Origin of the sequence: Streptomyces sp. 1222.5, from assembly GCF_900105245.1 — a bacterium.
GTDB lineage: Bacteria > Actinomycetota > Actinomycetes > Streptomycetales > Streptomycetaceae > Streptomyces > Streptomyces albidocamelliae.
Genome location: NZ_FNSZ01000001.1, coordinates 5113622 through 5138529 on the forward strand (window position 1 = coordinate 5113622; position 24908 = coordinate 5138529).

At 72.6% G+C, this 24908-nt stretch carries 21 protein-coding genes; 15 read left to right on the top strand and 6 right to left on the bottom strand.

Features of this window, described 5'->3' with window-relative positions; genetic code table 11:
- Positions 1-90: 90 nt before the first annotated feature.
- The 4 genes from hutU to hutI are packed head-to-tail and all read left to right on the top strand — an operon-like array spanning position 91 to position 5517.
- Entirely contained in the window at positions 91-1755 is a 1665-nt protein-coding gene (gene hutU / locus BLW57_RS23165; RefSeq protein ID WP_093477076.1) for a urocanate hydratase, read from the top strand.
- A complete protein-coding gene (locus tag BLW57_RS23170) occupies positions 1752-2969 on the top strand; it encodes an allantoate amidohydrolase (protein ID WP_093477079.1) in 1218 nt (405 codons plus the stop codon). The genes hutU and BLW57_RS23170 overlap by 4 nt, the downstream gene beginning before the upstream one ends.
- Entirely contained in the window at positions 2966-4303 is a 1338-nt protein-coding gene (locus tag BLW57_RS23175; protein ID WP_093477081.1) for a formimidoylglutamate deiminase, read from the top strand. Before BLW57_RS23170 ends, BLW57_RS23175 begins: the two co-directional genes overlap by 4 nt.
- A gap of 38 nt (positions 4304-4341) precedes the next feature.
- On the top strand, positions 4342-5517 hold the full coding sequence (gene hutI / locus BLW57_RS23180; protein ID WP_093477084.1) for an imidazolonepropionase: 1176 nt from the start codon (positions 4342-4344) through the stop codon (positions 5515-5517).
- Positions 5518-5570: 53 nt separating this feature from the next.
- Here the strand turns inward: hutI and BLW57_RS23185 are convergent, their stop codons facing one another.
- Both BLW57_RS23185 and BLW57_RS23190 read right to left on the bottom strand, forming a co-directional pair.
- Complete coding sequence (locus BLW57_RS23185; RefSeq protein ID WP_093477085.1) at positions 5571-7130, bottom strand: RICIN domain-containing protein; 1560 nt, start codon at positions 7128-7130, stop codon at positions 5571-5573.
- A gap of 249 nt (positions 7131-7379) precedes the next feature.
- Positions 7380-8276 (bottom strand): RNA polymerase sigma factor SigF, encoded by an 897-nt coding sequence (locus tag BLW57_RS23190; protein WP_093477088.1) that lies wholly within the window; start codon positions 8274-8276, stop codon positions 7380-7382.
- Between the two features lie 246 nt (positions 8277-8522).
- Here BLW57_RS23190 and BLW57_RS23195 point away from each other — a divergent pair, with 246 nt between their 5' ends.
- The 6 genes from BLW57_RS23195 (at position 8523) to BLW57_RS23220 (ending at position 14440) form a co-directional block, all read left to right on the top strand.
- The gene (locus BLW57_RS23195) at positions 8523-8900 is read left to right on the top strand and encodes an STAS domain-containing protein (protein ID WP_093477090.1); all 378 of its coding nucleotides are present in this window, start codon (positions 8523-8525) and stop codon (positions 8898-8900) included.
- Positions 8901-9222: 322 nt separating this feature from the next.
- Positions 9223-9792, top strand: a complete 570-nt coding sequence (locus BLW57_RS23200) for an ATP-binding protein (RefSeq protein ID WP_093477093.1) — start codon at positions 9223-9225, stop codon at positions 9790-9792.
- Between the two features lie 533 nt (positions 9793-10325).
- Positions 10326-11039 carry an LPXTG cell wall anchor domain-containing protein gene (locus tag BLW57_RS23205; RefSeq protein ID WP_093477095.1) on the top strand — a complete coding sequence of 238 codons (714 nt, stop codon included), beginning with the start codon at positions 10326-10328 and terminating at the stop codon, positions 11037-11039.
- Between the two features lie 61 nt (positions 11040-11100).
- Positions 11101-12030 (top strand): COG1470 family protein, encoded by a 930-nt coding sequence (locus BLW57_RS23210; protein ID WP_176985691.1) that lies wholly within the window; start codon positions 11101-11103, stop codon positions 12028-12030.
- A 14-nt stretch (positions 12031-12044) separates the two neighbouring features.
- Positions 12045-13136 carry a hypothetical protein gene (locus BLW57_RS23215; RefSeq protein ID WP_093480833.1) on the top strand — a complete coding sequence of 364 codons (1092 nt, stop codon included), beginning with the start codon at positions 12045-12047 and terminating at the stop codon, positions 13134-13136.
- A 2-nt stretch (positions 13137-13138) separates the two neighbouring features.
- Entirely contained in the window at positions 13139-14440 is a 1302-nt protein-coding gene (locus BLW57_RS23220; RefSeq protein ID WP_256339839.1) for a hypothetical protein, read from the top strand.
- A 183-nt stretch (positions 14441-14623) separates the two neighbouring features.
- On the opposite strand, the gene BLW57_RS23225 is transcribed toward BLW57_RS23220, so the two are convergent.
- Positions 14624-16129: an oligopeptide:H+ symporter gene (locus BLW57_RS23225; RefSeq protein ID WP_093477098.1), complete on the bottom strand. Its 1506-nt coding sequence runs from the start codon at positions 16127-16129 to the stop codon at positions 14624-14626.
- 494 nt (positions 16130-16623) lie between these two features.
- Between BLW57_RS23225 and BLW57_RS23230 the strand changes: the two genes are divergently transcribed.
- A complete protein-coding gene (locus BLW57_RS23230) occupies positions 16624-17301 on the top strand; it encodes a response regulator transcription factor (RefSeq protein ID WP_020940464.1) in 678 nt (225 codons plus the stop codon).
- Positions 17302-17348: 47 nt separating this feature from the next.
- Positions 17349-18620: an ATP-binding protein gene (locus tag BLW57_RS23235; RefSeq protein WP_093477100.1), complete on the top strand. Its 1272-nt coding sequence runs from the start codon at positions 17349-17351 to the stop codon at positions 18618-18620.
- Between the two features lie 489 nt (positions 18621-19109).
- Here the strand turns inward: BLW57_RS23235 and BLW57_RS23240 are convergent, their stop codons facing one another.
- Positions 19110-19634: a GtrA family protein gene (locus BLW57_RS23240; protein WP_093477103.1), complete on the bottom strand. Its 525-nt coding sequence runs from the start codon at positions 19632-19634 to the stop codon at positions 19110-19112.
- Positions 19635-19817: 183 nt separating this feature from the next.
- Here BLW57_RS23240 and BLW57_RS23245 point away from each other — a divergent pair, with 183 nt between their 5' ends.
- From BLW57_RS23245 to BLW57_RS23255, 3 genes are read left to right on the top strand one after another with little or no spacing between them, the layout of a single operon-like run.
- Positions 19818-20957, top strand: coding sequence for a 5-(carboxyamino)imidazole ribonucleotide synthase (locus BLW57_RS23245; protein ID WP_093696575.1), 1140 nt, complete (start codon positions 19818-19820; stop codon positions 20955-20957).
- Positions 20954-21475 (top strand): 5-(carboxyamino)imidazole ribonucleotide mutase, encoded by a 522-nt coding sequence (purE, locus tag BLW57_RS23250; protein WP_093477108.1) that lies wholly within the window; start codon positions 20954-20956, stop codon positions 21473-21475. Before BLW57_RS23245 ends, purE begins: the two co-directional genes overlap by 4 nt.
- Before the next feature lie 5 nt (positions 21476-21480).
- Complete coding sequence (locus BLW57_RS23255; RefSeq protein WP_093477110.1) at positions 21481-22677, top strand: dipeptidase; 1197 nt, start codon at positions 21481-21483, stop codon at positions 22675-22677.
- A gap of 72 nt (positions 22678-22749) precedes the next feature.
- Here BLW57_RS23255 and BLW57_RS23260 read toward each other — a convergent pair whose 3' ends face one another.
- Positions 22750-23142 carry a VOC family protein gene (locus tag BLW57_RS23260; RefSeq protein ID WP_093477112.1) on the bottom strand — a complete coding sequence of 131 codons (393 nt, stop codon included), beginning with the start codon at positions 23140-23142 and terminating at the stop codon, positions 22750-22752.
- A 385-nt stretch (positions 23143-23527) separates the two neighbouring features.
- A complete protein-coding gene (locus tag BLW57_RS23270) occupies positions 23528-24871 on the bottom strand; it encodes a UDP-glucose dehydrogenase family protein (RefSeq protein WP_093477113.1) in 1344 nt (447 codons plus the stop codon).
- Positions 24872-24908: the final 37 nt, after the last annotated feature.

The window sequence follows — 24908 nt, forward strand, 5'->3', positions numbered from 1 at the left end:
CCGCGCGCCGACGGGGCCGCCCCGATGTATTGACTAGTTCTATTCAGGACGTCAGGATGTGAATAGACGCAGGAACAGAGGAGGCAGACGATGTCGGGACCCCGCCCCGTTCGAGCACCGCGCGGCACGGAACTGAGCACCCTGGGATGGCAGCAGGAAGCCGCCCTGCGGATGCTGCAGAACAACCTCGACCCCGAGGTCGCCGAGCACCCCGACAAGCTCGTCGTCTACGGCGGCACCGGCAAGGCCGCCCGTGACTGGCGCTCCTTCGACGCGATGGTCCGCACCCTGCGCACCCTCAAGCAGGACGAGACCATGCTGGTCCAGTCCGGCCGCCCGGTCGGCGTGATGCAGACCCACGAGTGGGCCCCGCGCGTCCTCATCGCCAACTCCAACCTCGTCGGCGACTGGGCCAACTGGGAGGAGTTCCGCCGCCTGGAGGCCCTCGGTCTGACCATGTACGGCCAGATGACCGCCGGCTCCTGGATCTACATCGGCACCCAGGGCATCCTCCAGGGCACCTACGAGACCTTCGCCGCCGTCGCCGCGAAGAAGTTCGACGGCACCCTGGCCGGCACCATCACCCTGACCGCCGGCCTCGGTGGCATGGGCGGCGCCCAGCCCCTCGCCGTGACGATGAACGACGGCGTCGCGATCTGCATCGACTGCGACCCGCGCGCCATCGAGCGCCGTATCGAGCATCGGTACCTCGACGTCAGGGCCGACAGCCTCGACCACGCGCTCCAGCTCGCCACCGAGGCCCGCGACCAGCGCAAGCCGCTGTCCATCGGCGTCCTCGGCAACGCGGCCGAGCTCGTCCCGCAGCTGCTCGCGATGAACGCCCCCATCGACATCGTCACCGACCAGACCTCCGCCCACGACCCGCTGGCCTACCTGCCCGTCGGCGTCGCCTTCGAGGACATGGCCGACGCCGCCGCAAAGGACCCGGCCGGCTTCACCACCCGGGCCCGGGAGTCCATGGCGAAGCACGTCGAGGCCATGGTCGGCTTCATGGACGCCGGCGCCGAGGTCTTCGACTACGGCAACTCCATCCGCGGCGAGGCCCAGCTGGCCGGATACGACCGCGCCTTCGCCTTCCCCGGCTTCGTGCCCGCGTACATCCGCCCCCTCTTCTGCGAGGGCAAGGGCCCCTTCCGCTGGGCCGCCCTGTCCGGCGACGCGGCCGACATCGCCAAGACCGACAAGGCGCTCTTGGAGCTGTTCCCCGAGAACGAGTCCCTGGCCCGCTGGATCAAGATGGCCGGCGAGCGCGTCCACTTCCAGGGCCTGCCCGCCCGTATCTGCTGGCTCGGCTACGGCGAGCGCGACAAGGCCGGCGAGCGCTTCAACGACATGGTCGCCTCCGGTGAGCTGGCGGCCCCGCTGGCCATCGGCCGCGACCATCTCGACTGCGGCTCCGTCGCCTCCCCGTACCGCGAGACCGAGGCCATGCTCGACGGCTCCGACGCGATCGCCGACTGGCCGCTGCTCAACGCCATGGTCAACGTGGCCTCCGGCGCCTCCTGGGTCTCCATCCACCACGGCGGCGGTGTCGGCATGGGCCGCTCCATCCACGCCGGCCAGGTGACGGTGGCCGACGGCACGAAGCTGGGCGGCGAGAAGATCCGGCGCGTCCTCACCAACGACCCCGGCATGGGCGTCATCCGGCACGTGGACGCCGGATACGACATCGCCGAGTCCGTCGCGGGCGAGCGGGGGGTCCGGGTGCCGATGCGTGAGGGTGACCAGGCGTGACCTTCCACAGCATGTGGGCGGAGCTGCTGCCGATCGGCCGCAGCTCCGCCTCCGGCGGCTACCGCCGCTACGCCTGGACCGGGGCCGACGCCGAGTGCCGGGTCTGGTTCAAGGAGCAGGCGGAGGCCCGCGGACTCGGCTACGAGGTCGACCGCAACGGCAACCAGTGGGCCTGGCTCGGGGACCCGTCGGCCGGGGACGCCGTCGTCACCGGATCGCACCTGGACTCGGTGCCCGACGGCGGTGCCTTCGACGGACCGCTCGGCGTGGTGTCGTCCTTCGCCGCCCTCGACGAACTGCGCGGCAGGAACGCGCGGTTCACCAAGCCCCTCGCCATCGTCAACTTCGGTGACGAGGAGGGGGCGCGCTTCGGACTCGCCTGCGTCGGCTCCCGGCTCACCGCCGGACAGCTGACGGTCGAGGCCGCGCACCGACTCACCGACGGCGACGGCGTGACGCTGCCGCGGGCCATGGAGGCCGCCGGATACGACCCCGAGGCCATCGGGCCCGACCCCGAGCGGCTCGGCCGGATCGGCGCCTTCGTCGAGCTGCACGTCGAACAGGGCCGCGCACTCGACCTGTCCGGCGACCGGGTGGGCATCGCCAGCGCCATCTGGCCGCACGGCCGCTGGCGGTTCGACTTCCGGGGCGAGGCCAACCACGCCGGCACCACCCGGCTCGCCGACCGCCGCGACCCGATGCCGTCCTACGCCGAGACCGTCCTCGCCGCCCGCCGGGAGGCCGAACTCGCCGGTGCCGTCGCCACCTTCGGCAAGATCGCCGTCGAACCGAACGGCGTCAACGCGATCCCCTCGCTGGTGCGCGGCTGGCTCGACTCCCGCGCCGCCGACCAGGAGACCCTGGACACGGTCGTCGGCGGGATCGAGAAGGCGGCCCGCTCGTACGCCGACGCCCACGGCATCGACCTCGACGTCGTCCGGGAGTCCTTCACGCCGGTCGTCGAGTTCGACCACGCGCTGCGCGACGAACTCGGCCGCATCCTCGGCAAGGACACCGGTCTGACCGTGCCCGTCCTCGGGACCGGCGCCGGACACGACGCGGGAATCCTCTCCGGGAGCATCCCGACCGCCATGCTGTTCGTACGCAACCCCACCGGTGTCTCGCACTCCCCGGCGGAGTCCGCGGCCGAGGACGACTGCGTGGCCGGGGTGCGCGCACTCGCCGACGTACTGGAAGGGCTGGCCTGCACGTGACGACACGGACGTACTGGCTGGAGCACGCCTGGCTCGACACCCACGTCGAGCCGGGCGTCGCGGTGGACGTCGCGGACGGCCGGATCACCGCCGTCCGGACCGGCACGCCCACCCCGCCGCCCGGCGCCGAGATCCTGCGCGGCCTGACCCTGCCCGGTCTGGCCAACGCCCACTCCCACGCCTTCCACCGGGCGCTGCGCGGCACCGTCCAGGTCGGCTCCGGGACCTTCTGGACCTGGCGCGAGGTGATGTACTCCGTCGCCGACCACCTGACCCCGGACACCTACCACGCCCTCGCCCGCGCGGTGTACGCCGAGATGGCGCTGGCCGGCATCACCTGCGTCGGCGAGTTCCACTACGTGCACCACGCGCCCGGCGGCACCCCCTACGCCGACCCCAACGCCATGGGCGAGGCGCTGATCGCGGCCGCCGCCGAGGCCGGCATCCGCATCACCCTCCTCGACACCTGCTACCTGTCCGCCGGCTTCGGCGAGCCGCCCAACGGCCATCAGCTGCGCTTCTCCGACGGCAGCGCGGAGGCCTGGGCCGAACGCTGTGCGGCTCTCGAGGAACGGGACCACGCACGGATCGGGGCGGCCGTCCACTCCGTACGGGCCGTGCCCGCCGGGCAGCTGGCGACCGTGGCCCGGTGGGCGGAGGACCGGCGGGCACCCCTGCATGTGCACCTGTCGGAGCAGACCGCCGAGAACGACGCCTGCCTCGCCGCGCACGGCCGCACCCCGACCCGGCTGCTCGCCGACCACGGCGTCCTCGGACCGCGTACCACCGGCGTGCACAACACCCATCTCACCGACGAGGACATCGCCCTCCTCGGCGACTCGGGCACCGGCACCTGCATGTGCCCGACGACCGAGCGCGACCTGGCCGACGGCATCGGCCCGGCCGCCGCCCTGCAGCGGGCGGGTTCCCCGCTCTCCCTCGGCTCCGACAGCCACGCCGTCATCGACCTGCTCGAAGAGGCGCGCGCGATGGAGCTGAACGAGCGGCTGCGCACCCGCACCCGCGGCCACTGGACCGCCGCGGCCCTGCTGCGCGCGGCTTCGGCGGACGGTCACGCGGCCCTGGGCTGGGCGGACGCCGGCACCCTGGAGGCGGGGGCGCTCGCCGACTTCACGACCGTGGCCCTCGACTCCGTCAGAACGGCGGGACCGCTGCCGCGACTGGGCGCCGAGACGGCCGTATTCGCCGCGTCGGCCGCGGACGTCCGCCACACCGTCGTGGGCGGCCGCCATGTCGTACGAGACGGTGTCCATGCCCTCGTGCAGGACGTGCCGTCCGCGCTGGCGGACGCCGTCGAAGCCCTTCGCGGCTGAATCCCGCCGACCCCCACCCGGCCACCCCTGAGGACACCATGAGCAGCAGCACCGTCATCACCAACATCGCCACGCTGGTCACCAACGACCCCTCCCTCGGTGACGGTTCCCCCCTCGGTCTGATCCAGGACGCGGCCGTCGTCATCGACGGCGACCGCGTCGTCTGGACCGGTGAATCCAGCAAAGCACCCGCCACTGACAACCGGGTCGACGCGGCCGGCCGGGCGGTGCTGCCGGGATTCGTGGACTCCCACTCGCACCTGGTCTTCGCCGGCGACCGCACCCAGGAGTTCAACGCCCGCATGTCCGGCCGCTCCTACACCGCGGGCGGCATCCGCACCACGGTCGCGGCCACCCGTGCCGCGAGCGACGCGGAACTGGAGGCGAACCTCACCCACTACCTGGCCGAGGCGCTCCGCCAGGGCACCACCACCTTCGAGACCAAGTCGGGCTACGGCCTCACCGTCGAGGACGAGGCCCGCGCCCTGCGCATCGCGGCGCGGCACACCGACGAGGTGACCTACCTCGGCGCCCACATCGTCTCCCCGGACCACGCCGACGACCCGGCGGCCTACGTCGCCCTGGTCACCGGGGAGATGCTGGACGCCTGCGCGCCGCACGCCCGCTGGATCGACGTGTTCTGCGAGAAGGGCGCCTTCGACGGCGACCAGGCCCGCGCGATCCTCACCGCGGGCAAGGCGAAGGGCCTGCACCCGCGGGTCCACGCCAACCAGCTCTCCTACGGCCCCGGCGTGCAGCTGGCCGTCGAGCTGGACGCGGCCAGCGCCGACCACTGCACCCACCTCACGGACGCGGACGTCGACGCCCTCGCGAGCGGCCGCACGGTGGCGACCCTGCTGCCCGGCGCCGAGTTCTCCACCCGCGCCGAGTGGCCGGACGCCCGCCGCCTGCTGGACGCGGGGGTCACGGTCGCCCTGTCCACGGACTGCAACCCGGGATCGTCCTTCACGTCCTCCGTGCCCTTCTGCATCGCGCTGGCCGTGCGCGACATGCGGATGACCCCGGACGAGGCGGTCTGGTCGGCGACGGCGGGCGGCGCCGCCGCCCTGCGCCGCACGGACATCGGCCGCCTCACCCCCGGCGCGTACGCCGACCTGGCCTTCCTGGACGCCCCGAGCCATGTCCACCTGGCCTACCGGCCGGGCGTCCCGCTGGTCCGCGAGGTGTGGCGGCGCGGCGTCCGGGTGGCCTGAGCGCCCGGGCCGGGACCGGGTTCAGGCCGGCCCCGGCCCCCCGGCGCCGGCGGTCAGGCGGCCCCGGCCCGCCACCGCTGTTCCCGGCTGCCGTCCAGGGTGCTCAGGGTGACCCCGTACCGGCCGTACGGGGTCACCGCCGTCTCGATGGCGATGGCCGGGCGGATCGTGCCGTCGCCGTCGACGGTGAAGCGCAGGTTGTCGCCGTTCCCGCCGTACACCGAGTCGCACTCCCAGATGCCGACGCCCCGCTCCACCGAGCCCCGGCTGTCCAGGCAGAAGTCGTCGTCGGCCGCCGAGCGGACCACGCCCAGGTAGGGGTCGACGCGCCAGCGCTGGGTGCGGGAGCCGGAGCAGTCGGCGGTGATCACGTCGTTGCCTTTGTAGAGATCGCCGTCGCGGATGTCCAGGCAGCGGCCCGTGGCGAGGTCGACCACCTGGGCGGGGGAGGTGCCCGGCGGCGTGGGCGGGGGAGTCGGGCTGGGCTTCGGCCGGTGCGGCGGGGACGGGGTCGGCGTCGGACGGTGGGTGGCCGGGCTCGGCGACGGTGACGCGGAGGTGGCCGACGGGGACGGTGACGGGGAGGCCGCCGAGCGGCTCGGGCTCACCGAGACCGTCGCGGTCACCGTGACCGGGGGCGGCGCGGGCGTCGCCGCCGTCAGCTGCCGGCCGGAGCCGTCCGCCGGGGTGAGCAGGAACACCAGCAGCGGGGTGAGGGCCACACCGAGGGCCGCCGAGGCCAGGAGGACCCGGTTCCGGGGCGGCCAGGACGCCTTCGGACCGGCGGCGTCCGCGAGCGCTGCCGCCACCCCCGCCGGCTCCTCCGCGCGGACGTACGCCGTTCCGCGCCACGGCAGCAGGCCCTCCGCGAGTGTCTGCCGGGGGGAGTCCCGCAGGGCCCGCAGGTCCTCGTGGGCGCCCGCGCAGTGCGGGCAGTGCGCCATGTGGGCGGCCAGATCGGGGCTGCGGCGCGGACCGTCCGGCCGTACCGCCTCCTCGATGAGCCGGCGGAAGTCCGGGCAGCGCGAGTCGTCGGAGGCGGCCAGGCGGTGGCGCAGACAGGCCTGGGCCAGGGCCTTGAGGGCCTGCGGGGCGCTGTGGGCCACGTCGGAGCGGCTCAGCCCGAGGAGGGCGGCGGTGCGCTCCTCGCTCTCCTCCTCCAGGACGCCGTACCAGAGCAGTCCCTGGGTGCGGGACGGCAGCGACTGGAAGGCGGGCAGCAGGGGCGGGACGGGGCCGTCGGGCAGCCCGGCCGCGTTCAGCACCAGCAGCAGGCCCGGATCGACGCCCGTGGAGCGCTCGTCGCGCGCCCAGCCGGCCGCGGCCTGGGCGGTCAGCAGCAGTAGCCGGTGGCGCAGGGGGAGGGTCGGCTCGATGCCGCGGGCCATCTCGCGGGCGGCCGTGGTGAAGGCCTCCGACGCCAGCCTGCGGGCCGCCGACTCGCTCGCGGCGCACAGCCGGGCGTAGCCCAGCACCGCCGGGAGGTGCCGCCGCCGGAGCTCCTGCAGCGCGGGGTACGCCGTCGGCGTGGGGGAGCGCAGCAGTTCGGTCAGCCGTGCGTCCGGCGCGTCCTCGTGTCCCCCGCCCGCCTCGGCCCGGTCCCCCTGAGCCATCGCTCCGCCTCCTCGCGTCACCGGGCGGCCGCGCCGTTGCGGCCCCCGGCCCGGCGTACCAGCCGGTAGGGGGCCCCATAGTGGTGGAGGTGACGGACCCTGGAAAGAGGTTTCCGACGGTAACCGCATAACGGTTGGGACGGTGGGTACCGGCCAGCCGGAGACGTGGGCCGCCTCACACGCCGAAGCGGCCCGGCACGGACGGCCGGACCGCTTCAGGGCTTCGGCGGCGGGGGAGGTACCCCGGGATCATTCCTCCACGGTCAGCGCCTTGCGCAGCCGCACGAGCGTGCGCGACAGCAGCCGGGAGACGTGCATCTGGGAGATGCCGAGTTCCTCGCCGATCTCCGACTGGGTCATGTTCGCCACGAACCGCAGGGAGAGGATCTTCCGGTCGCGCGACGGGAGTTCGGCGATCAGCGGCTTGAGGGACTCGATGTACTCGATGCCCTCGAGACCGTGGTCCTCGTAGCCGATGCGGTCCGCCAGGGCGCCCTCGGTCTCGTCCTCCTCGGGCTGGGCGTCCAGCGAGGAGGCGGTGTAGGCGTTCGAGGCGGCCATGCCCTCGACGACCTGGTCGTTGGTGATGCCGAGGCGCTCGGCGAGTTCCGCGACCGTGGGGGCGCGGTCCAGCTTCTGCGCCAGCTCGTCCCCGGCCTTGGCGAGGTCGAGCCGCAGCTCCTGGAGCCGGCGCGGGACGCGCACGGACCATGAGGTGTCCCGGAAGAAGCGCTTGATCTCGCCGATGATCGTCGGCATCGCGAAGGTGGGGAACTCCACACCGCGCGACAGTTCGAAGCGGTCGATCGCCTTGATCAGGCCGATGGTGCCGACCTGGATGATGTCCTCCATCGGCTCGCTGCGGGAGCGGAACCGGGAGGCGGCGAACTTGACCAGCGCGAGGTTGAGCTCGACGAGGGTGTTGCGGACGTACGAATATTCGTGCGTCCCTTCCTCCAGCGACTCGAGGCGCTCGAAGAGGGTCTTGGAAAGGGCCCGCGCGTCGACCGGGCCGATCTCGTCGTACCGAGGGATCTCCGGGAGTCCCTCGAGGAGATCGAGAGGATCGATGGCATGATCCAGTTGTTCCGGTGGGGGTGTCGACGTCGCGAGCGGGGTATGCGATTCGTCGAGCCGGGGTGACATGGGTGTCCTCCATCGTTCTCGGCATAAGGCAGCCGAAGCCAGAACGTGCACTGCGGTGTGCGGCGCCTCCGAAGCCGGCGTGTTGGTCTACGTGTCCTTACTAGCCCTACCCGCTTCCCCGAGTCGGTCGCAAGTGCGTTCTGTCCATATATGTCCGTTTGTGTGCGGATGTTCGGGTGTCGGAGTCCGCATGGAAGGCGTAATGTTCGAGGTCATCAGCAGCCACGACCTCGGGAGAGAGACGGCATGGACCACGGGACGGTCGGCAGCGCACAGTCGGGCCGGCTTCTGGTGGAGGTGCGGGAAGAGGGCTCCAGCGCCGTTGTGACACCGGCCGGCGAGCTTGACCACCACACCGCCGATCTTTTGCGTGAGCCCCTCGACGACCTTCTGGCCAAGGGCTTCTCGCGGCTTGTGGTCGACTGTTCACGCCTGGAGTTCTGCGACTCCACAGGGCTGAACGTCCTGCTCGGGGCGCGCCTGAAGGCGGAAGCCGCAGGAGGTGGGGTCCACCTGGCGGGAATGCTGCCGGTGGTCGCACGCGTGTTTGAGATCACAGGGGCCGAGGCGGTCTTCAGCGTCCACGACTCCTTGGAGGCGGCCCTGGCCGACGGCGCGGACTGAGCGGGTGTCCCGGCCCTGCCGGACGGCGCTCGTTCGTGACGTTGCGCCTGTCACGCCGAAGACGGGGGTGTTCCGCCGGATCCGTCGGGCAGGAGAGGGCAGGAGGAGGCAGGAGACATCCTGCCGACCGCCCGCCGCCGGACCGACCGACCCGGTACCGGTGGACGACCTGGAAGGCGATCCCGGACGGGACATGTGTGCGACGGACGGGCCGACAAGGGACGTCGCACGGACGGTGGGCGTACGACGGATCGACCGGCCGGCACGCAGTGGTGCCGGGCTTATGAATTGTGAACTGGTGAATCGGTGAGGTGAAGCGCTGATGAGCACCACCCGGCCTTACTCGCCGGGCGACCGCGGCCCGGAGCCGAGCGGCGCTTCCGGGGCGTCCGAGGGGGATGCGCCGGCTGTCGGCGCAGCCACGGGGGCAGCCGCGCCGTCCGTGCCGTCGGTGCCGTCCGGTGGCACCCCGGGGGCGCGGGGCCGGCAGGTCCGCAGACTCGTCCTGGAGGGGGAGAGCGGTGTCGTCCCGCTCGCCCGCGATTTCACCCGCCAGGCGCTGTACGCGTGGGGCTGGCTGCCCGCCGACACCGCCGACCAGCGGGCCGCGGCCGAGGACGTGCTGCTCGTCGTCTCCGAGCTGGTGACGAACGCCTGCCTGCACGCCGAGGGCCCCGACGAGCTGTTCCTCGCCTGCGACAACAAGGTCATCCGGCTGGAGGTCTCCGACCGCGGCACCGGCCAGCCGTCCCCGCGCACTCCGCACCGTGCCGGCCGCCCCGGCGGCCACGGCATGTTCATCGTGCAGCGGCTGTGCCTGGACTGGGGTGTCGTCCGCGCCCCCGGCCGCCCCGGCAAGACGGTGTGGGCGGAGCTGGGCGCTCCGGCGTAGGCACGGCCGGGCGCGTCCTGACAGCGGCGTAGGCGCGGTCCGGCGACCCGGACGGCCCGCGAACCGGCATGCCAGGTGGACGGGGCGCCGGTCCACCCAGGCCCGGGCGCGCCCTGTGGACGAGTGCCGCCTGCCTGCGTGCCCGCCTGTTCGCGTCCCGGTGCGAGGGCTGGCGGCCACTCCCGTTCCCGGCGCCCCGTGGTCGAGGTCTCGCCGGTCCGCGTCTGGGAGTGCCCCCTGGGCGAGGCGTCGACTCACCCGCGTCCCGACGTATCCCGTAGACGTGGGGCCGGCCCGCACTCGTTCCAGCTTGCGACCTGAAGCCCCCGGCGAGGGTCCGGCGTGTTCGGGCGGGCGGCACCGGCGCATCCCGCGGGTCCCCGTCTCCACTCCGGCATCTCTCCGCGCGCGCCGGATCGCCACAACTCCGGCCTGTGACGCGTCTTCCTTCCTCACGACCCCGGGCGTACCTTGACGGCCGAATCTGATATGCCGTCAGGTGCCTCGTCGTGAATGAATGGGGTGGACCGATCGTGTCGTACCCGAAGCGAACCGCCGCGCTCGCGTCCGCCGCGGCCCTGGCCGGCTCGGTGGTGCTGCTGGCCGCACCGGCCGCCCACGCCGACGTCGTCGACGTCAACTACCGCTGCCAGACACCGATCGGCGTCAAGAGCGCCGTCTCGCCCATCGACATCAAGGGCGTCCGGAGCGGCGGCGGCTACAAGATCACCATGTCCTGGCAGAAGGGCGTCTCCTCCAGCCCGGTGGAGCTGGGCAAAGGGGCGATGACCCCGAGCGCGACCATCAGGCTGGGCGGTGCGGACAACGGCACGCTCGCGGTCAGCGGCCCCGCCAACGCGGCCGCCATCCCCGCCAACACCCCCATCAAGATCAGCGACTTGAGCGGCACCTACACGCCGAGGAAGACCGGCAAGGTCACCTTCACGGCGGCCACGCTCACGATCAAGGCGCTCGGTACGACGACGACCTGCGCGCCGACCAACGGCCCGAAGCCGTCGCTGACCCTGGACGTCACGGCGGCGGGTGGCTCGTCCTCCGGCGGCTCCTCCTCGTCGTCCTCGGGAGGCTCGTCCTCGGGCGGTTCCTCCTCCGGCGGACAGCTCCCGCAGACCGGCCCCGCCGACTCGGCCGTCGCGCTCGGCACGCTGGGCGGAACGGTCCTCCTGGCCGGCGCGGCGGGCGCGCTGTGGCTGACCCGTCGCGGTCAGACCGCCGCGCGCCGCTGAATCCCCGACCCCGACCGCCCGGCCCACGCCTGCCCTCGGCCCACGACCGCCGGAGCCGCCCATGCCGTCCGCCACCCGCGCCCCGCGCCGCCGCCTGCACCGGGCCGCCGTGTCCGCGGCCCTGTGCCCGGTCGCGCTGCTGGGCCCGGTGCACGGGGCCGCCGCCGGCACCTGGTCCGTGGCGCCCGCGGGCGCCGGCCGGCCGTTCCTCTACGCGGAAGGGCCGCCCGGAGCCGTACTCCAGGACACGGTGTCCGTCACCAATCCCGGGCGGACGCCCGTCGTCGTACGGCTGACCGGCACCGGTGTCCGGACCGCCTTCGCGGACGGGCGGGTACGCGTCCCCGCCCGTACCCGCGCCGACGTGCCCTTCGCGGTGACCGTCCCGGCCGGGGCCGAGCCCGGCGACCTGTCCGGCACGGTCGTCGCCCGTGATGCCGGCGGCCGGACGGCGACCGTACGGCTACGGCTGCGCGTCGCCGGCCCCGCGCTCGCCGCGCTGACCGTCGAGCACCTGTCCGTGGGCGCCGACCGGATCACCTACGAGCTGGTCAACCGCGGTACGACCGTCCTCGTGCCGAGGCTCGCGGTGCGCGCGGACGGCGTCCTCGGCCGGGTTCTGGACCGCCCGCCGCGCGACCTGCCCGTCCGCCTGCGCCCGGGCACGCGCCTGAAGCTCACCGAGCCCTGGCCGGACCGGCCCGCGGTCGACTCCGTCGACGTACGGCTGACGGTCACGGCCCCCGGCGGAGCGCACGACACGGCGACCGCGTCCGCGCGCTTCGTGCCGTGGACCGTGCCGGCGGGAGCGGCCGCCGCGCTGGCCGCGGGCGTGGTGCTCGTCGTACGGCGGCGGGGGAGCCGTACGGCCGCCGACGGCCGTGCGCCGGGCCGGGGCGGGGGCGGCCCGGCGTCCGGCGGCGCCCGTGGCTCCGGCGCGGACGAAGAGGTGCCCGAGGGCGTCGAGTCGACGGGAGGACCGGTGAGGTGAGCGGCACCGTACGGATGATCCGGCTGTCCGTGTGGGCGGCCGTGCTGGCGCTGCTCGTCCTGGCCCTCGCCGGGCCCGTGAGCGCCGCCGACGGGCCGGCCGTGAAGTTGTCGGCGTCGCAGGCCGGCACCGGCGGTTCGGTCACCGTCACGGGCACCGGATGGCGCCCGCACACCCTGCTGATGCTGCTGGTGTGCGGGCGGGCCACACCGTCCCGGGGCGTCGTCGGCGGCACCAACTCCTGCGCCAACGGCGACGGCCGGGCCGTGACCACCGACGCGCGGGGCGCCTTCCGCCGGAAACTCCCCGTCGCCGAACCACCCGTGCCCTGCCCCTGCGTGGTCCACGTGGCCACCGTCACCGGCACGACGGCCGAGGAGGACGCGGTCCTCCGGGTCGCCGGACACCCCGTCGCCCCGCTGCCCGCCCAGCGTTCCGGCGGCCGTCTCGCGGTGCTGTCCGACACCCGGCTGACCGGTTCCGGCTCGCTGCTGACCTGGTTCGGGGCCCCGCCGGGCCGCACCCTGGTCCTCACCGTCGGCAACACCGGCACCAGCCCGATCCGGGACCCGGTCTTCCAGGTCGGCACCGCGCACGGGGTCTTCGCCCCGCAGTGGGACGACCAGCAGTGGCGCGGCACCCTCGGACCCGGGAAGAAGGCACGGATCGAACTGCCGGTCGAGCTGTCCGCCGGGGCGTACGGCGACTACACGGTGACTCTGAAGTACGACGGCCGGGTCCTTGCCGAGCAGCCGTGGGGCGTGGGCCGCCCGTGGGGCGTGACGCTGTTCTGGCTGCTGCTCTGCCTGGTCGTCCCGGCCGCCCTGTTCCGCGCCGGGATGGCCGTGGTGGACCGGGTACGACCGCGCCGCCCGGGCGGTGACCGCCACCGGCGGCTGTCCCGGCCCGCCCTGCGACCGCCGGGCACCCTGCGGCTTCCGGGCGTGGGCGGCCGGGCGCGGGAGACCGCACCGCCCACGACGACTCCGACCCTGCCGTGGTTCGGCCCGGGCTCCGTTCCGGGCGGCCCGGCCGGCCGGCTCTCCGCACCGCACGACGACAGCCCGACGAGTCCTACGACTCCCACCACGAAGGGACCCACGTGAGCATGCGAAGGAGAGGCACACCGGTCGGTGCGCGCAGGCCGGCCGCGGCGGGCGCCGCGCTGGTGCTGGGCGGTGCGGGAGTCCTGCTGGGCCTGGCGGCGGTGCCCGCGCAGGCGGCGCAGGTGTCGTTCGCCACCCACTGCGTGCCGCCCGCGGGCATCGACCCCGTCGACGGCACCACCAAGGTCGAGATCACCGCGCCCGCCACCGCGAAGGTCGGCGACACGGTGGACATCGTGTGGAAGTTCGCCCAGGCCGCCTCGAAGAACCCCGACATCATCGACCTGCCCGCGAACTCGGTCCAGCCGTCCGGTGTGCTGAAGGCGGCCGGCGCGCAGACCGCGGACATCGCGATGCAGGGCCCGCGGGAGAACCCGGCGATCCCCAAGGGCGGCTCCATGGTGCTGTCCGACATGAAGGGCAGCCTGAAGCTGACGACGGCCGGCGAGGTGACGCTGACCCCGGACGCGTACACGGTGAACGCGATGTCCACGGACACCAAGTGCTCGCCGAAGGAGACCGTGCAGAAGGCGGCGACGATCCAGGTCACCGGCGGCGGGACCTCGACGGCGACGCCCACCGGGTCCAGCACGCCGACCGGGTCGGCGACGCCCACGAAGACCGCGACCGCCACGCCCACGGCGACCGGCGGCACCGGGCAGACCGACTTCACCGGCAAGGAGGTGCAGATCCCGTACGCCTGCAAGACCCCGATCGGCGACAAGAACGCGACCTCGCCGGTGCAGATCAACGCCCGGAAGAACGGCGGGAGCTACGACCTCACCGTGCAGTTCAAGAAGTCGGTCATGGACAGCCCCGCCGACATCCCCAAGGACTCCGTGAAGCCGTCCATGGAGGTCGTGCTGGGCGGGGCCGACAAGGGGACGGTCCATGTGGAGGGCCCGGCGAACGCGAACCCGATCAAGTCCGGCGACCCGATCGAGATACCCGACCTCACCGGCACCTACAAGCCCGGCGCGGACGGCACCTCGACCCTGTCCCCGGGTGTCCTCACGGTCAAGGCGCTCGGTACGACCACCACGTGCACGCCGAAGAAGACGGAGGTCTCGCTCACCCTGGACACCGCCCAGCAGCCGGGCGGCGCCGCGGGCGGCACGTCGACCTCGGGAGGCGGTGTCGCGGGCGGCGGCAGCGGTGACAGCGGCGACAGCGGTTCGGGCGGTCTCGCCGAGACCGGTTCGAGCGACCACGGCGGACTGAAGGCCCTGGGCCTGGTCGCGGGTACGGCGATCCTGCTGGGCGCAGCGGTCTTCACCTTCATGCCCCGCCGCAGAACCCGCTAGCCGCGGCGCGGGCGCACACGGATGACCAGTGGTGGGCCGTCGAGATCGGTTGCGGCCCGGTCGGCGGATTCGCCGAGGGCACTCGCGCCTGCGGGGCGGGGCCGGCGCGCCGGTGCCGCGTACGCCGAAGGGCCGCCGCATCCCCAGGGATGCGGCGGCCCTTCGCTGATCAGGTCCGGGCGGTCAGCGCACGTCGCCCATCAGGGCGTTGACCTTCCGGCGGTACATCCAGACCGCGAAACCGGCGACCACGGCGAGCGCGGCCTCCAGGCCGACGAAGCCCATCCGGTCGAGGTTGACCCCGCCGACGGCCGGGTTCGACAGCAGCGCGGTGATCGAGTCGCCCGCGGTGACCGCGAGGAACCAGACGCCCATCATCTGCGAGGCGTACTTCTTCGGCGCCATCTTCGTCGTCACCGACAGACCCACCGGCGACAGCGTCAGCTCACCGACGGTCTGCACGAAGTAGATCGCGACCAGCCACATCGCCGCGGCCTTGTGACCGCCCTCGGCGATCGACAGCGGGGCGAGGAAGAGGAAGAAGGACGCACCGACCAGCACCAGGCCGGACGAGAACTTCACGATCGTGCTCGGCTCCTTGCCGCGGCGGTTCAGCCACAGCCACAGCCAGGCGAACACCGGCGCCAGCGCCATGATCATGACGGGGTTGACCGACTGGTACCAGGAGACCGGGAACTCCCAGCCGAAGACCGAGTTCTCGGCCTTGCCCTCGGCGAACAGCGACAGGGTCGAGCCACCCTGGTCGTAGATCATCCAGAAGACGGCCGCGGCCACGAAGAACCAGACGTAGGCCGACACCTTCGACTTCTCGGCGGCGTCCAGGTCCTTGTCCCGGCGGATACGGGCGATCACCAGTATCGGGACGATCAGACCGATGAGGGTGAGCGGGATCAGCGCCCAGTTCAGCGTGAAGTGACCGGAGAAGCCGACGGTGGCGTAGAAGACCGCGGCGATGCCCAGCCAGATCAGACCCTTGCGCAGCGTGGCGGCCTTCTCGGCGGCGGACAGCGGCGTCGGGACGACGCTGGACTTCTCGCTCAGGTGGCGGCCGCCGAGCAGGTACTGGGCGAGGCCCAGCGCCATGCCGAGCGCGGCCAGCGCGAAGCCGATGTGCCAGTTGACGTTCTCACCGACGGTGCCGATGACCAGCGGAGCGGCGAAGGCGCCCAGGTTGATGCCGATGTAGAACAGCGTGAAGCCACCGTCACGGCGCGGGTCGTCGGCGCCCTTGTACAGGTGGCCGACCATCGTGGAGATGTTGGCCTTCAGCAGACCCGAGCCGATGGCGACGAGACCGAGGCCCACGAAGAAGCTGGCCGAGACCGGCAGAGCCAGGCACAGGTGGCCGAGCATGATGATCAGACCGGAGACGGCCACCGTCTTGCGGGGACCGAGGACGCGGTCCGCGAACCAGCCGCCGGGAAGGGCGAGCAGGTACACGAGCGACACGTACACCGAGTAGATCGCGGTCGCCGTGCCCGCGTTCAGGTGCAGGCCGCTCGGGGCGACCAGGTACAGCGGGAGCAGGGCCCTCATGCCGTAGTAGGAGAAGCGCTCCCACATCTCGGTCATGAAGAGAGTGGCCAGTCCGCGGGGGTGGCCGAAGAAGGTCTTCTCGGAGCCGGGGGTGCCCGGGCGGACCGAGTCCTTCGTCAGGCTGGACGCCATGGTCGTTCCTTGCTGGTCGGGACGCGCGGTGGAGCGTTGCGCGCCCGGTGGGGGTGTCGGCCGGCACCGGCGGGGTCGGTCGTCCACCCCCACGCCCGGGGGGAGTCCGCTGCCGGATCACGGAGCGGTGGACGGCGACCACCGGGATCCACGCCCCGGGGCGCGTCGCTGCGCCCGGAGCCCGGCCAGAGGTCATTCCTGTTGAGGCTGATCTTGATCAGCCCGCACACAAAAGAGACCCTCAGCGTCAAGTGCTCGCCAAAGGTCCCCGGTGTGCTAGAGGCGTTCACGTCACTCTACGTCAGGACACTGCCGGATATGGAAGGACTTGAGACGCGGATCACAGGTGTCGGAGGAACCGTGGGTCACGTTTCGAAGGTCCCTTCTACGATCGCATCCCCAGGTCAATGGTTCGTACCAGTGCGCCGCAAAGGTAAGAATCCCTGGAAGCGATCACACCCCAGCACCGCGCACGGGCGGTCTACCATCACCTCATGACCCGTGTACTGCTCGCCGAGGACGACGCGTCCATCTCGGAGCCGCTGGCCCGCGCCCTGCGCCGCGAAGGTTACGAGGTCGAGGTGCGCGAGGACGGCCCCACCGCACTCGACGCCGGCATGCAGGGCGGTGTCGACCTGGTCGTGCTGGACCTGGGCCTGCCCGGGATGGACGGCCTGGAGGTGGCCCGCCGGCTGCGTGCCGACGGTCACACCGTGCCGATCCTCATCCTCACCGCGCGCGCCGACGAGGTGGACACCGTCGTCGGCCTGGACGCGGGCGCCGACGACTACGTGACCAAGCCCTTCCGGCTCGCCGAACTGCTCGCCCGGGTACGGGCGCTGCTCCGGCGCGGTGCCGCCGAGCCGCAGCAGCCGCCGGCCACCCACGGCGTGCGGATCGACGTCGAGTCGCACCGGGCGTGGATGGGCGACGAGGAGCTGCAGCTCACGGCGAAGGAGTTCGACCTGCTGCGCGTGCTGGTGCGGGACGCCGGCCGGGTCGTCACGCGCGACCAGCTGATGCGCGAGGTCTGGGACACCACGTGGTGGTCGTCGACGAAGACCCTCGACATGCACATCTCCTGGCTGCGCAAGAAGCTCGGGGACGACGCGGCGAACCCCCGGTACATCGCGACCGTGCGCGGCGTCGGCTTCCGTTTCGAGAAGAGCTGAGAGAGCTGAGAGAGCCGCGCCTACAGGGCCTGCTCGGGTAACAGGACATGCGCCGACGTCTCATCCAGTCCACCCTCGCCGTCGTTCTCGTGGTGATCGCCGTCTTCGGTCTCTCCCTGGTGATCGTCGAGACCCGGACGATCAGCAACAGTGCCCAGGAACGGGTGGAGTCCGAGGCGCTGCGGCTGGCCAGCATCATCGACAGCCGGGTGCTGGCCGAGGAGAAGGTCAACGCGAACGTCCTGCGCAATCCGGTCAGCAAGGACCAGTACGTGCTGATCACCATGCCCGGCAAGGCCCCGATCCAGATCGGCACCAAGCCGCAGGGCGACGTCATCCACTCGACGCAGCACGGCGAGGAGGGCGAGACGGTCACCGTGCAGGAGCCGCGCTCCTCGGTGACCCGTGAGGTCGGCCGGACCCTGCTGATCATCGGGCTGGTGGCGCTGCTGGCGGTGGTCGCGGCCGTGCTGCTCGCCGTACGGCAGGCCAACCGGCTCGCCTCCCCGCTGACCGACCTCGCCGAGACCGCCGAACGCCTCGGCTCCGGGGACCCGCGCCCGCGGCACAAGCGCTACGGCGTCCCCGAGCTGGACCGGGTCGCCGATGTGCTGGACTCCTCGGCCGAGCGGATCGGGCGCATGCTGACCGCCGAGCGTCGGCTCGCGGCCGACGCCTCCCACCAGCTGCGCACGCCGTTGACCGCGCTGTCCATGCGGCTGGAGGAGATCACCCTCACCGACGACCCGGACACGGTGAAGGAAGAGGCGAACGTCGCGCTCACGCAGGTCGAGCGGCTGACGGACGTCGTGGAGCGGCTGCTCACGAACTCCCGCGATCCGCGTACCGGCTCCGCCGTCACCTTCGACCTGGACGAGGTCATCCAGCAGCAGCTCGCCGAGTGGCGACCCGCCTACCGGTCGGTGGGCCGGGCCATCGTGAGCTCCGGCAAGCGCCACCTTCAGGCCGTCGGCACGCCGGGCGCGGTCGCCCAGGTGCTGGCCGCGCTGATCGAGAACTCGCTGATGCACGGGGGCGGCACGGTCGCCCTGCGCACCCGGGTCACCGGCAACCAGGCCGTCATCGAGATCACCGACGAGGGTCCGGGCGTGCCGGCCGACCTAGGGGCGCGGATCTTCGAGCGCACCATCAGCGGCCGCAACTCCACAGGCATCGGTCTCGCCGTCGCCCGCGACCTCGCGGAGGCCGACGGTGGCCGCCTCGAACTCCTCCAGGCTCAGCCCCCGGTCTTCGGCCTCTTCCTCTCCCGAACCCCCCCGACCCGCAAACCGGACGAATCCCACCCAACGGTCCGCTAGCCCTGGCGCGGGCAATGGGGGTCGGTGGATCCGCTGGGCCGGCACGGCCGTCCCTCGGGCCCGCGGACCGGCTCGCGCAGGTCTTCCCGGTCATGGTCCGCCGGGCCGTCTGCCCCCGGGGCGCCTGTTCCCGGCGCGCTGGTCCGCTCGTCGTCGGCCCCGTGGGCCGTGGGACCGCCGGGCCTTCCGCCACCTCGGGCCGCCTGTCACCGGGTCCCGGGGCCGGTCGGCGTCGGGGTTCGCGGGGCCTGTGGAACCACCAGGAGCCGTCCGGACGGCGGGGCGGTACGCCTCCGGCCGCGGGACTGCTGGGTGTCGGTTCGCCCGGCTCTCGATCCGGCCGGTCGTTCCCGCTCGTGACAGGCGGCTGCCGACTGCCGGCTGTCGGTTCCGGGCTGCCGGTTCACCGCCCGCAGGGCCACGGCAGGTGCCCCAGGACACATCCCGGCGGCCGGTGCAGCCCGCTCCACCCCCGGGGGGATCGGCGCCCTACGGAACCCGCTGCTTCGGGCCCTGGCGTTTCTGGGGCTGCTGCTTCTTCGGGGCCGGGTGCTTCGCCTCCGCCGCCAGGATCGACTCGGCCTCGCGGGCCGGCAGGGCCCGGAAGACCCAGGTGCGGTACGACCAGAAGCGGAACAGGGTGGCGACGCCGATGCCCACGAACTTGAAGATGTTGCTCTGCAGCGGGCTGTCCCAGCCGAAGCCGTAGGTCGCCAGGTAGAGCACGCCGTTCTCGATCACCAGGCCCACGGCGCTGAACAGCAGGAACAGCGTGAGTTCCTTGGTGCGCCCGCCCTTGTCGCGGTCCCGGTACGTCCAGTAACGGAAGCCGACGTAGTTGAAGGCGATCGCCACGACGGTCGCGATGATGCTGGCGCGCACCACCGGCAGGTCGGAGACGTGCCGGACCAGGTTGAACACGCCGAGATTCACAAGGACCCCGGCGCCGCCGACGGCGCCGAACTTGGCCACCTCGCGTACGAGCCGTTGCAGCCCCGAGGAACGAGGTTCCATGGCTGTGCAGCTCCCGTCCGTAGGTTTCACCAACCTGGCCATGCTATCCAGCCGGACCCGCCCACGCCTGTGGACCCGGCCACGGCAGGGAAACGGGTTGGAAAGAGACAGGAAAGCGCTGGGTAAGAGGCTGTGCGAGGGACGCGATCGGGGCACCCCCGGCGTGGCCGATACGCTAGGGGTGTGACGTTCCCGGTAGTCGGCATGGTCGGCGGGGGGCAGCTCGCGCGTATGACGCACGAAGCGGGCATCCCGTTGGGCATCAGGTTCAAGCTCCTCAGTGACACCCCTCAGGATTCCGCGGCGCAGGTCGTGAGCGAAGTCGTCATCGGCGACTATCGCGATCTCGACACGCTGCGCGAGTTCGCGCGCGGTTGCGACGTGATCACCTTCGATCACGAACATGTACCCACCGAGCACCTCAGGGCCCTGGAGGCGGACGGCATCCCCGTGCGCCCCGGGCCCGACGCACTGGTGCACGCCCAGGACAAGGGGGTGATGCGCGCCAGGCTCGACGCGATCGGCGTCCCGTGCCCACGGCACCGGATCGTCGCCGATCCGCAGGACGTCGCCGCCTTCGCGGCGGAGGGCGACGGCTTCCCGGTCGTCCTCAAGACCGTCCGCGGCGGCTACGACGGCAAGGGCGTGTGGGTCGTCGACTCCGTCGAGGAGGCCGCCGACCCGTTCCGGGCGGGCGTCCCCGTCCTCGCCGAGGAGAAGGTCGACTACGTCCGCGAGCTGGCCGCCAACGTCGTACGCTCCCCGCACGGCCAGGCCGTCGCCTACCCGGTGGTCGAGTCCCAGCAGGTGAACGGCGTGTGCGACACGGTCGTGGCCCCCGCGCCCGGCCTGGACGAGGACCTGGCCCTGCAGGCCGAGCGGATGGCGCTGAGCATCGCCAAGGAGCTGGGCGTCGTCGGGCACCTCGCCGTCGAGCTGTTCCAGACCCGCGACGGCCGCATCCTCGTCAACGAGCTCGCCATGCGCCCGCACAACTCCGGGCACTGGACCATGGACGGCGCGATCACCTCGCAGTTCGCCAACCATGTGCGCGCGGTCCTCGACCTGCCGCTCGGCGACCCGCGCCCCCGCGCCCCGTGGACGGTGATGGTCAACGTCCTCGGCGGTGACTACCCGGACATGTACTCCGCCTACTTGCACTGCATGGCACGCGACCCCAAGCTCAAGATCCACATGTACGGCAAGGACGTGAAGCCGGGCCGCAAGGTCGGACACGTCAACACCTACGGCGACGACCTGGACGACGTGCTGGAGCGCGCCCGTCACGCAGCCGGCTACCTGAGAGGCACCATCACCGAATGAGCCCCGTTGTTGGCATCGTCATGGGGTCGGACTCCGACTGGCCCGTCATGGAGGCCGCCGCCAAGGCCCTCGACGAGTTCGAGATCGCCTACGAGGTCGACGTCGTCTCCGCGCACCGCATGCCCCGCGAGATGATCGCGTACGGCGAGCAGGCCGCCGACCGCGGCCTGAAGGTGATCATCGCCGGTGCGGGCGGCGCCGCCCATCTGCCGGGCATGCTCGCCTCCGTGACGCCGCTGCCCGTCATCGGCGTCCCGGTGCCGCTGAAGTACCTCGACGGCATGGACTCCCTGCTGTCGATCGTGCAGATGCCGGCCGGTGTCCCGGTCGCCACCGTCTCCGTCGCCGGCGCCCGCAACGCCGGTCTGCTCGCGGCCCGGATGCTCGCCGCGCACGACGAGGACCTGCTGCACAAGATGCGTGACTTCCTGCAGGACCTCAACGACCAGGCCACCGAGAAGGGCAAGCGGCTGCGGTCCAAGGTCGAGGGCACGAGCGGCTTCGGCTTCGGGAAGTGACGCGCATGACCTCCTCGGCCTCGCTGGACGCGGCCCGTGCGCTGCTGCGCGAGTTCCCGGTCGTCGACGGACACAACGACCTGCCGTGGGCACTGCGCAAGCAGGCCGGCTACGACCTCGACGCCCTGGACATCGGCGGCCACCAGCACGACCGCCTGCACACCGACATCCCGCGGCTGCGCGAGGGCGGCGTCGGCGCGCAGTACTGGTCGGTGTACGTGCCGTGCGAGCAGCCGGAGCCGGTCGCGGCGACGCTGGAGCAGATCGACTGCGTCCGGCGGATGCTGGCCCGCTACCCCGCCGACCTGGCGCCCGCGCTGACCGCCGGGGACATGGAGGCGGCGCGCCGGGACGGCCGTATCGCCTCCCTGATGGGGGCCGAGGGCGGTCACTCCATCGCCAACTCCCTCGGCACGCTGCGCGGGCTGTACGAGCTCGGGGTGCGGTACATGACGCTCACCCACAACTTCAACGTGGACTGGGCGGACTCGGCGACCGACGAGCCGAAGGCGGGCGGTCTCACCGCGTTCGGCCGTGAGGTCGTCCGGGAGATGAACCGGCTCGGCATGCTCGTCGACCTCTCGCACGTGGCGGCGACGACCATGCGGGACGCGCTGGACGCCAGTTCCGCGCCGGTGGTCTTCTCGCACTCCTCCTCGCGCGCGGTGTGCGACCACCCGCGCAACATCCCCGACGACGTACTGGAGCGGCTGCCCGCCAACGGCGGCGTGGCGATGGTGACGTTCGTGCCGAAGTTCGTGCTCCAGGCGGCCGTGGACTGGACCGCCGCGGCCGACGACAACATGCGCGCGCACGGCCTGCACCACCTGGACACCAGCCCCGAGGCGATGAAGATCCACCGGGAGTTCGAGGAGCGCACCCCGCGGCCGGTCGCCACGGTGTCCACCGTCGCGGACCACCTGGACCACATGCGCGAGGTGGCCGGCATCGACCACCTGGGCATCGGCGGCGACTACGACGGCACGGCGTTCACCCCGGACGGCCTGAACGACGTCTCCGGCTACCCGAACCTGCTCGCCGAGCTGCTGGACCGCGGCTGGTCCACGGCCGACCTGGCCAAGCTGACCTGGAAGAACGCGGTGCGGGTGCTCGGCGCGGCCGAGGACGTGGCGCGCGGCCTCCAGGCGACGCGCGCGGCGTCCATCGCCACGATCGAGTCGCTCGACGGCGCCGAGGGCTGAGCGCCGAGGGCGGGGTGGCCGGCCGTGCCGGCCACCCCGCCCTCGTGTATCCCGGTACGACTGCCGGACGGCTCAGGGCTCTTCGATCCGGCACAGGCAGAACGGATGCCCGGCCGGGTCCGCGTACACCTGGAAGTCCTTCGTCTCCCGGTCCTCCAGGTCCAGCGGACGGGCCCCCAGTTCCAGGACCCGCTCGTGCGCGGTGTCGACCTCCGCCCAGGTCCGCCCCGCGTCGAAGTCGAGGTGGAACTGCTGGCCGTTGCGGTCCGCCCGCGGCCACTCCGGCGGAGTGTGGCCCTCGGCCCGCTGGAAGGCCAGCCGCGGCCCGTCCGGGACCTCCAGGACCACCCAGTCGTCGTCCTCGGCCTGCGGCGTGCCGCCGGCCACCGCCGCGTAGAAGGCGGCCAGCGCGTGCGGATCGGGACAGTCCAGCACCACGGAACGAAAGCGGGCGACGGACGCCATGGTGTCCTCCTCGGGGACGGTTCGACGGGCGCCTCGGTCAGCAGGCGCACAGACAGAACGGGTGCCCCGCGGGGGCGGCATAGACACGAAGCCGACCGGCGCACGGGGATCGGGACGGCCGGGCGAGCTGGAACCGGTGCGGGACCTGCGCGAGTCGCTGCGGGCCGCGCTGCTCGCCCACGCCGGGCGCCCGCCGCACGGCCCGGTCGCCCCCCTCGGCACCTGTGAACGCGGGGGAGTTCATCGGCCACGTATGTGCGCCGTGGTGCAGAATGCGGGAAGACGCCGGTTCGGCCGACTGAGCCTCGGCCGAACCGGCGTCCCCTTCACGTGTGTCCGGGCGTCCGCGATCCCGGACGCCCCGAGGCCCGTCCCCGGGCGTCCGCTAGGCGGTGGGACGCCCCATCGCACGGTAGGTCCAGCCGGCCCGCCGCCACAGCTCCGGATCGAGGGCGTTGCGCCCGTCCAGGAGCACCCGGTCCGTGGCGACCTCGCCGAGCGCCGCCGGGTCCAGCTCGCGGAACTCCCGCCACTCCGTCAGGTGCAGCACGATGTCGGCGCCGCGGACGGCCTCCAGCGCGGTCTCCGCGTAACCGAGGGTCGGGAAGACCTTGCGGGCGTTGTCCATGCCCTTCGGGTCGTACACCGTGACCTGGCCGCCCTGGAGGTGGATCTGGCCCGCCACGTTCAGCGCGGGCGAGTCGCGTACGTCGTCCGAGTCGGGCTTGAAGGTGGCGCCGAGCACCGCGACCCGCTTGCCGAGGAAGGAGCCCCCGCCGAGCGCCTCCCGGGCCATCTCGACCATCTGGCCGCGCCGGCGCATGTTGATGGAGTCGATCTCCCGCAGGAAGGTCAGCGCCTGGTCCGCGCCCAGCTCCCCCGCCCGGGCCATGAACGCCCGGATGTCCTTGGGCAGGCAGCCACCGCCGAAGCCGATCCCGGCGCGCAGGAACTTCTTCCCGATCCGGTCGTCGTACCCGATGGCCTCTGCCAGCCGCGCCACGTCACCGCCGCCGGCCTCGCACACCTCCGCCATCGCGTTGATGAACGAGATCTTGGTCGCGAGGAACGAGTTCGCCGCGGTCTTCACCAGCTCCGCGGTCGGGAAGTCGGTCACCACGAACGGCGTGCCCTCGCCGATCGGAGTCGCGTACACCTCCCGCAGCAGCTTCTCGGCACGCTCACTGCGCAACCCGGCCACGATCCGGTCGGGGTGCAGCGTGTCCTGCACGGCGAAACCCTCGCGCAGGAACTCCGGGTTCCAGGCCAGCTCGGCGTCCGCCCCGGCCGGCGCGTGCTCGGCGAGGTACGCGGCCAGCCGGTCGGCCGAACCCACCGGCACCGTCGACTTGCCGACCACCAGGGCCGGGCCGCGCAGATGGGGGGCGAGCGAGGCGATCGCCGAGTCGACGTACGACATGTCGCAGGCGTACTCGCCGTGCTTCTGCGGGGTGTTCACGCACACGAAGTGCACATCGCCGAAGGCGCCGGCCTCGGCCCAGTCGGTGGTGAAGCGCAGCCGCCCCGAGGCGCCCTCGAAGCCGGCCACGTGCCGGCGCAGCAGCTCCTCCAGGCCCGGCTCGAACATCGGCGTCTCGCCGCGCTCCAGCATGGCGATCTTCTCGGGTACGACATCGAGCCCCAGCACCTCGAAGCCGAGCTCGGCCATGGCCGCGGCGTGCGTGGCGCCGAGATAGCCGGTGCCGATCACGGTGATCTTCAGGCTCATGGGGGTGCGCTCCAGCCGGTGGACTCTCTCGTGCGGG

Bases quoted from the DNA above. Each gene is read 5' to 3' on its own strand.
- BLW57_RS23195 (WP_093477090.1), top strand. From the start codon at position 8,523: ATGGACCACGGGACGGTCGGCAGCGCACAGTCGGGCCGGCTTCTGGTG.
- BLW57_RS23185 (WP_093477085.1), bottom strand. From the start codon at position 7,130: ATGGCTCAGGGGGACCGGGCCGAGGCGGGCGGGGGACACGAGGACGCG.
- BLW57_RS23255 (WP_093477110.1), top strand. From the start codon at position 21,481: ATGACCTCCTCGGCCTCGCTGGACGCGGCCCGTGCGCTGCTGCGCGAG.
- purE (WP_093477108.1), top strand. From the start codon at position 20,954: ATGAGCCCCGTTGTTGGCATCGTCATGGGGTCGGACTCCGACTGGCCC.
- BLW57_RS23200 (WP_093477093.1), top strand. From the start codon at position 9,223: ATGAGCACCACCCGGCCTTACTCGCCGGGCGACCGCGGCCCGGAGCCG.
- BLW57_RS23240 (WP_093477103.1), bottom strand. From the start codon at position 19,634: ATGGAACCTCGTTCCTCGGGGCTGCAACGGCTCGTACGCGAGGTGGCC.
- BLW57_RS23230 (WP_020940464.1), top strand. From the start codon at position 16,624: ATGACCCGTGTACTGCTCGCCGAGGACGACGCGTCCATCTCGGAGCCG.
- BLW57_RS23235 (WP_093477100.1), top strand. From the start codon at position 17,349: ATGCGCCGACGTCTCATCCAGTCCACCCTCGCCGTCGTTCTCGTGGTG.
- BLW57_RS23270 (WP_093477113.1), bottom strand. From the start codon at position 24,871: ATGAGCCTGAAGATCACCGTGATCGGCACCGGCTATCTCGGCGCCACG.
- BLW57_RS23215 (WP_093480833.1), top strand. From the start codon at position 12,045: ATGATCCGGCTGTCCGTGTGGGCGGCCGTGCTGGCGCTGCTCGTCCTG.
- hutI (WP_093477084.1), top strand. From the start codon at position 4,342: ATGAGCAGCAGCACCGTCATCACCAACATCGCCACGCTGGTCACCAAC.
- BLW57_RS23190 (WP_093477088.1), bottom strand. From the start codon at position 8,276: ATGTCACCCCGGCTCGACGAATCGCATACCCCGCTCGCGACGTCGACA.
- BLW57_RS23220 (WP_256339839.1), top strand. From the start codon at position 13,139: ATGCGAAGGAGAGGCACACCGGTCGGTGCGCGCAGGCCGGCCGCGGCG.
- hutU (WP_093477076.1), top strand. From the start codon at position 91: ATGTCGGGACCCCGCCCCGTTCGAGCACCGCGCGGCACGGAACTGAGC.
- BLW57_RS23260 (WP_093477112.1), bottom strand. From the start codon at position 23,142: ATGGCGTCCGTCGCCCGCTTTCGTTCCGTGGTGCTGGACTGTCCCGAT.
- BLW57_RS23225 (WP_093477098.1), bottom strand. From the start codon at position 16,129: ATGGCGTCCAGCCTGACGAAGGACTCGGTCCGCCCGGGCACCCCCGGC.
- BLW57_RS23210 (WP_176985691.1), top strand. From the start codon at position 11,101: ATGCCGTCCGCCACCCGCGCCCCGCGCCGCCGCCTGCACCGGGCCGCC.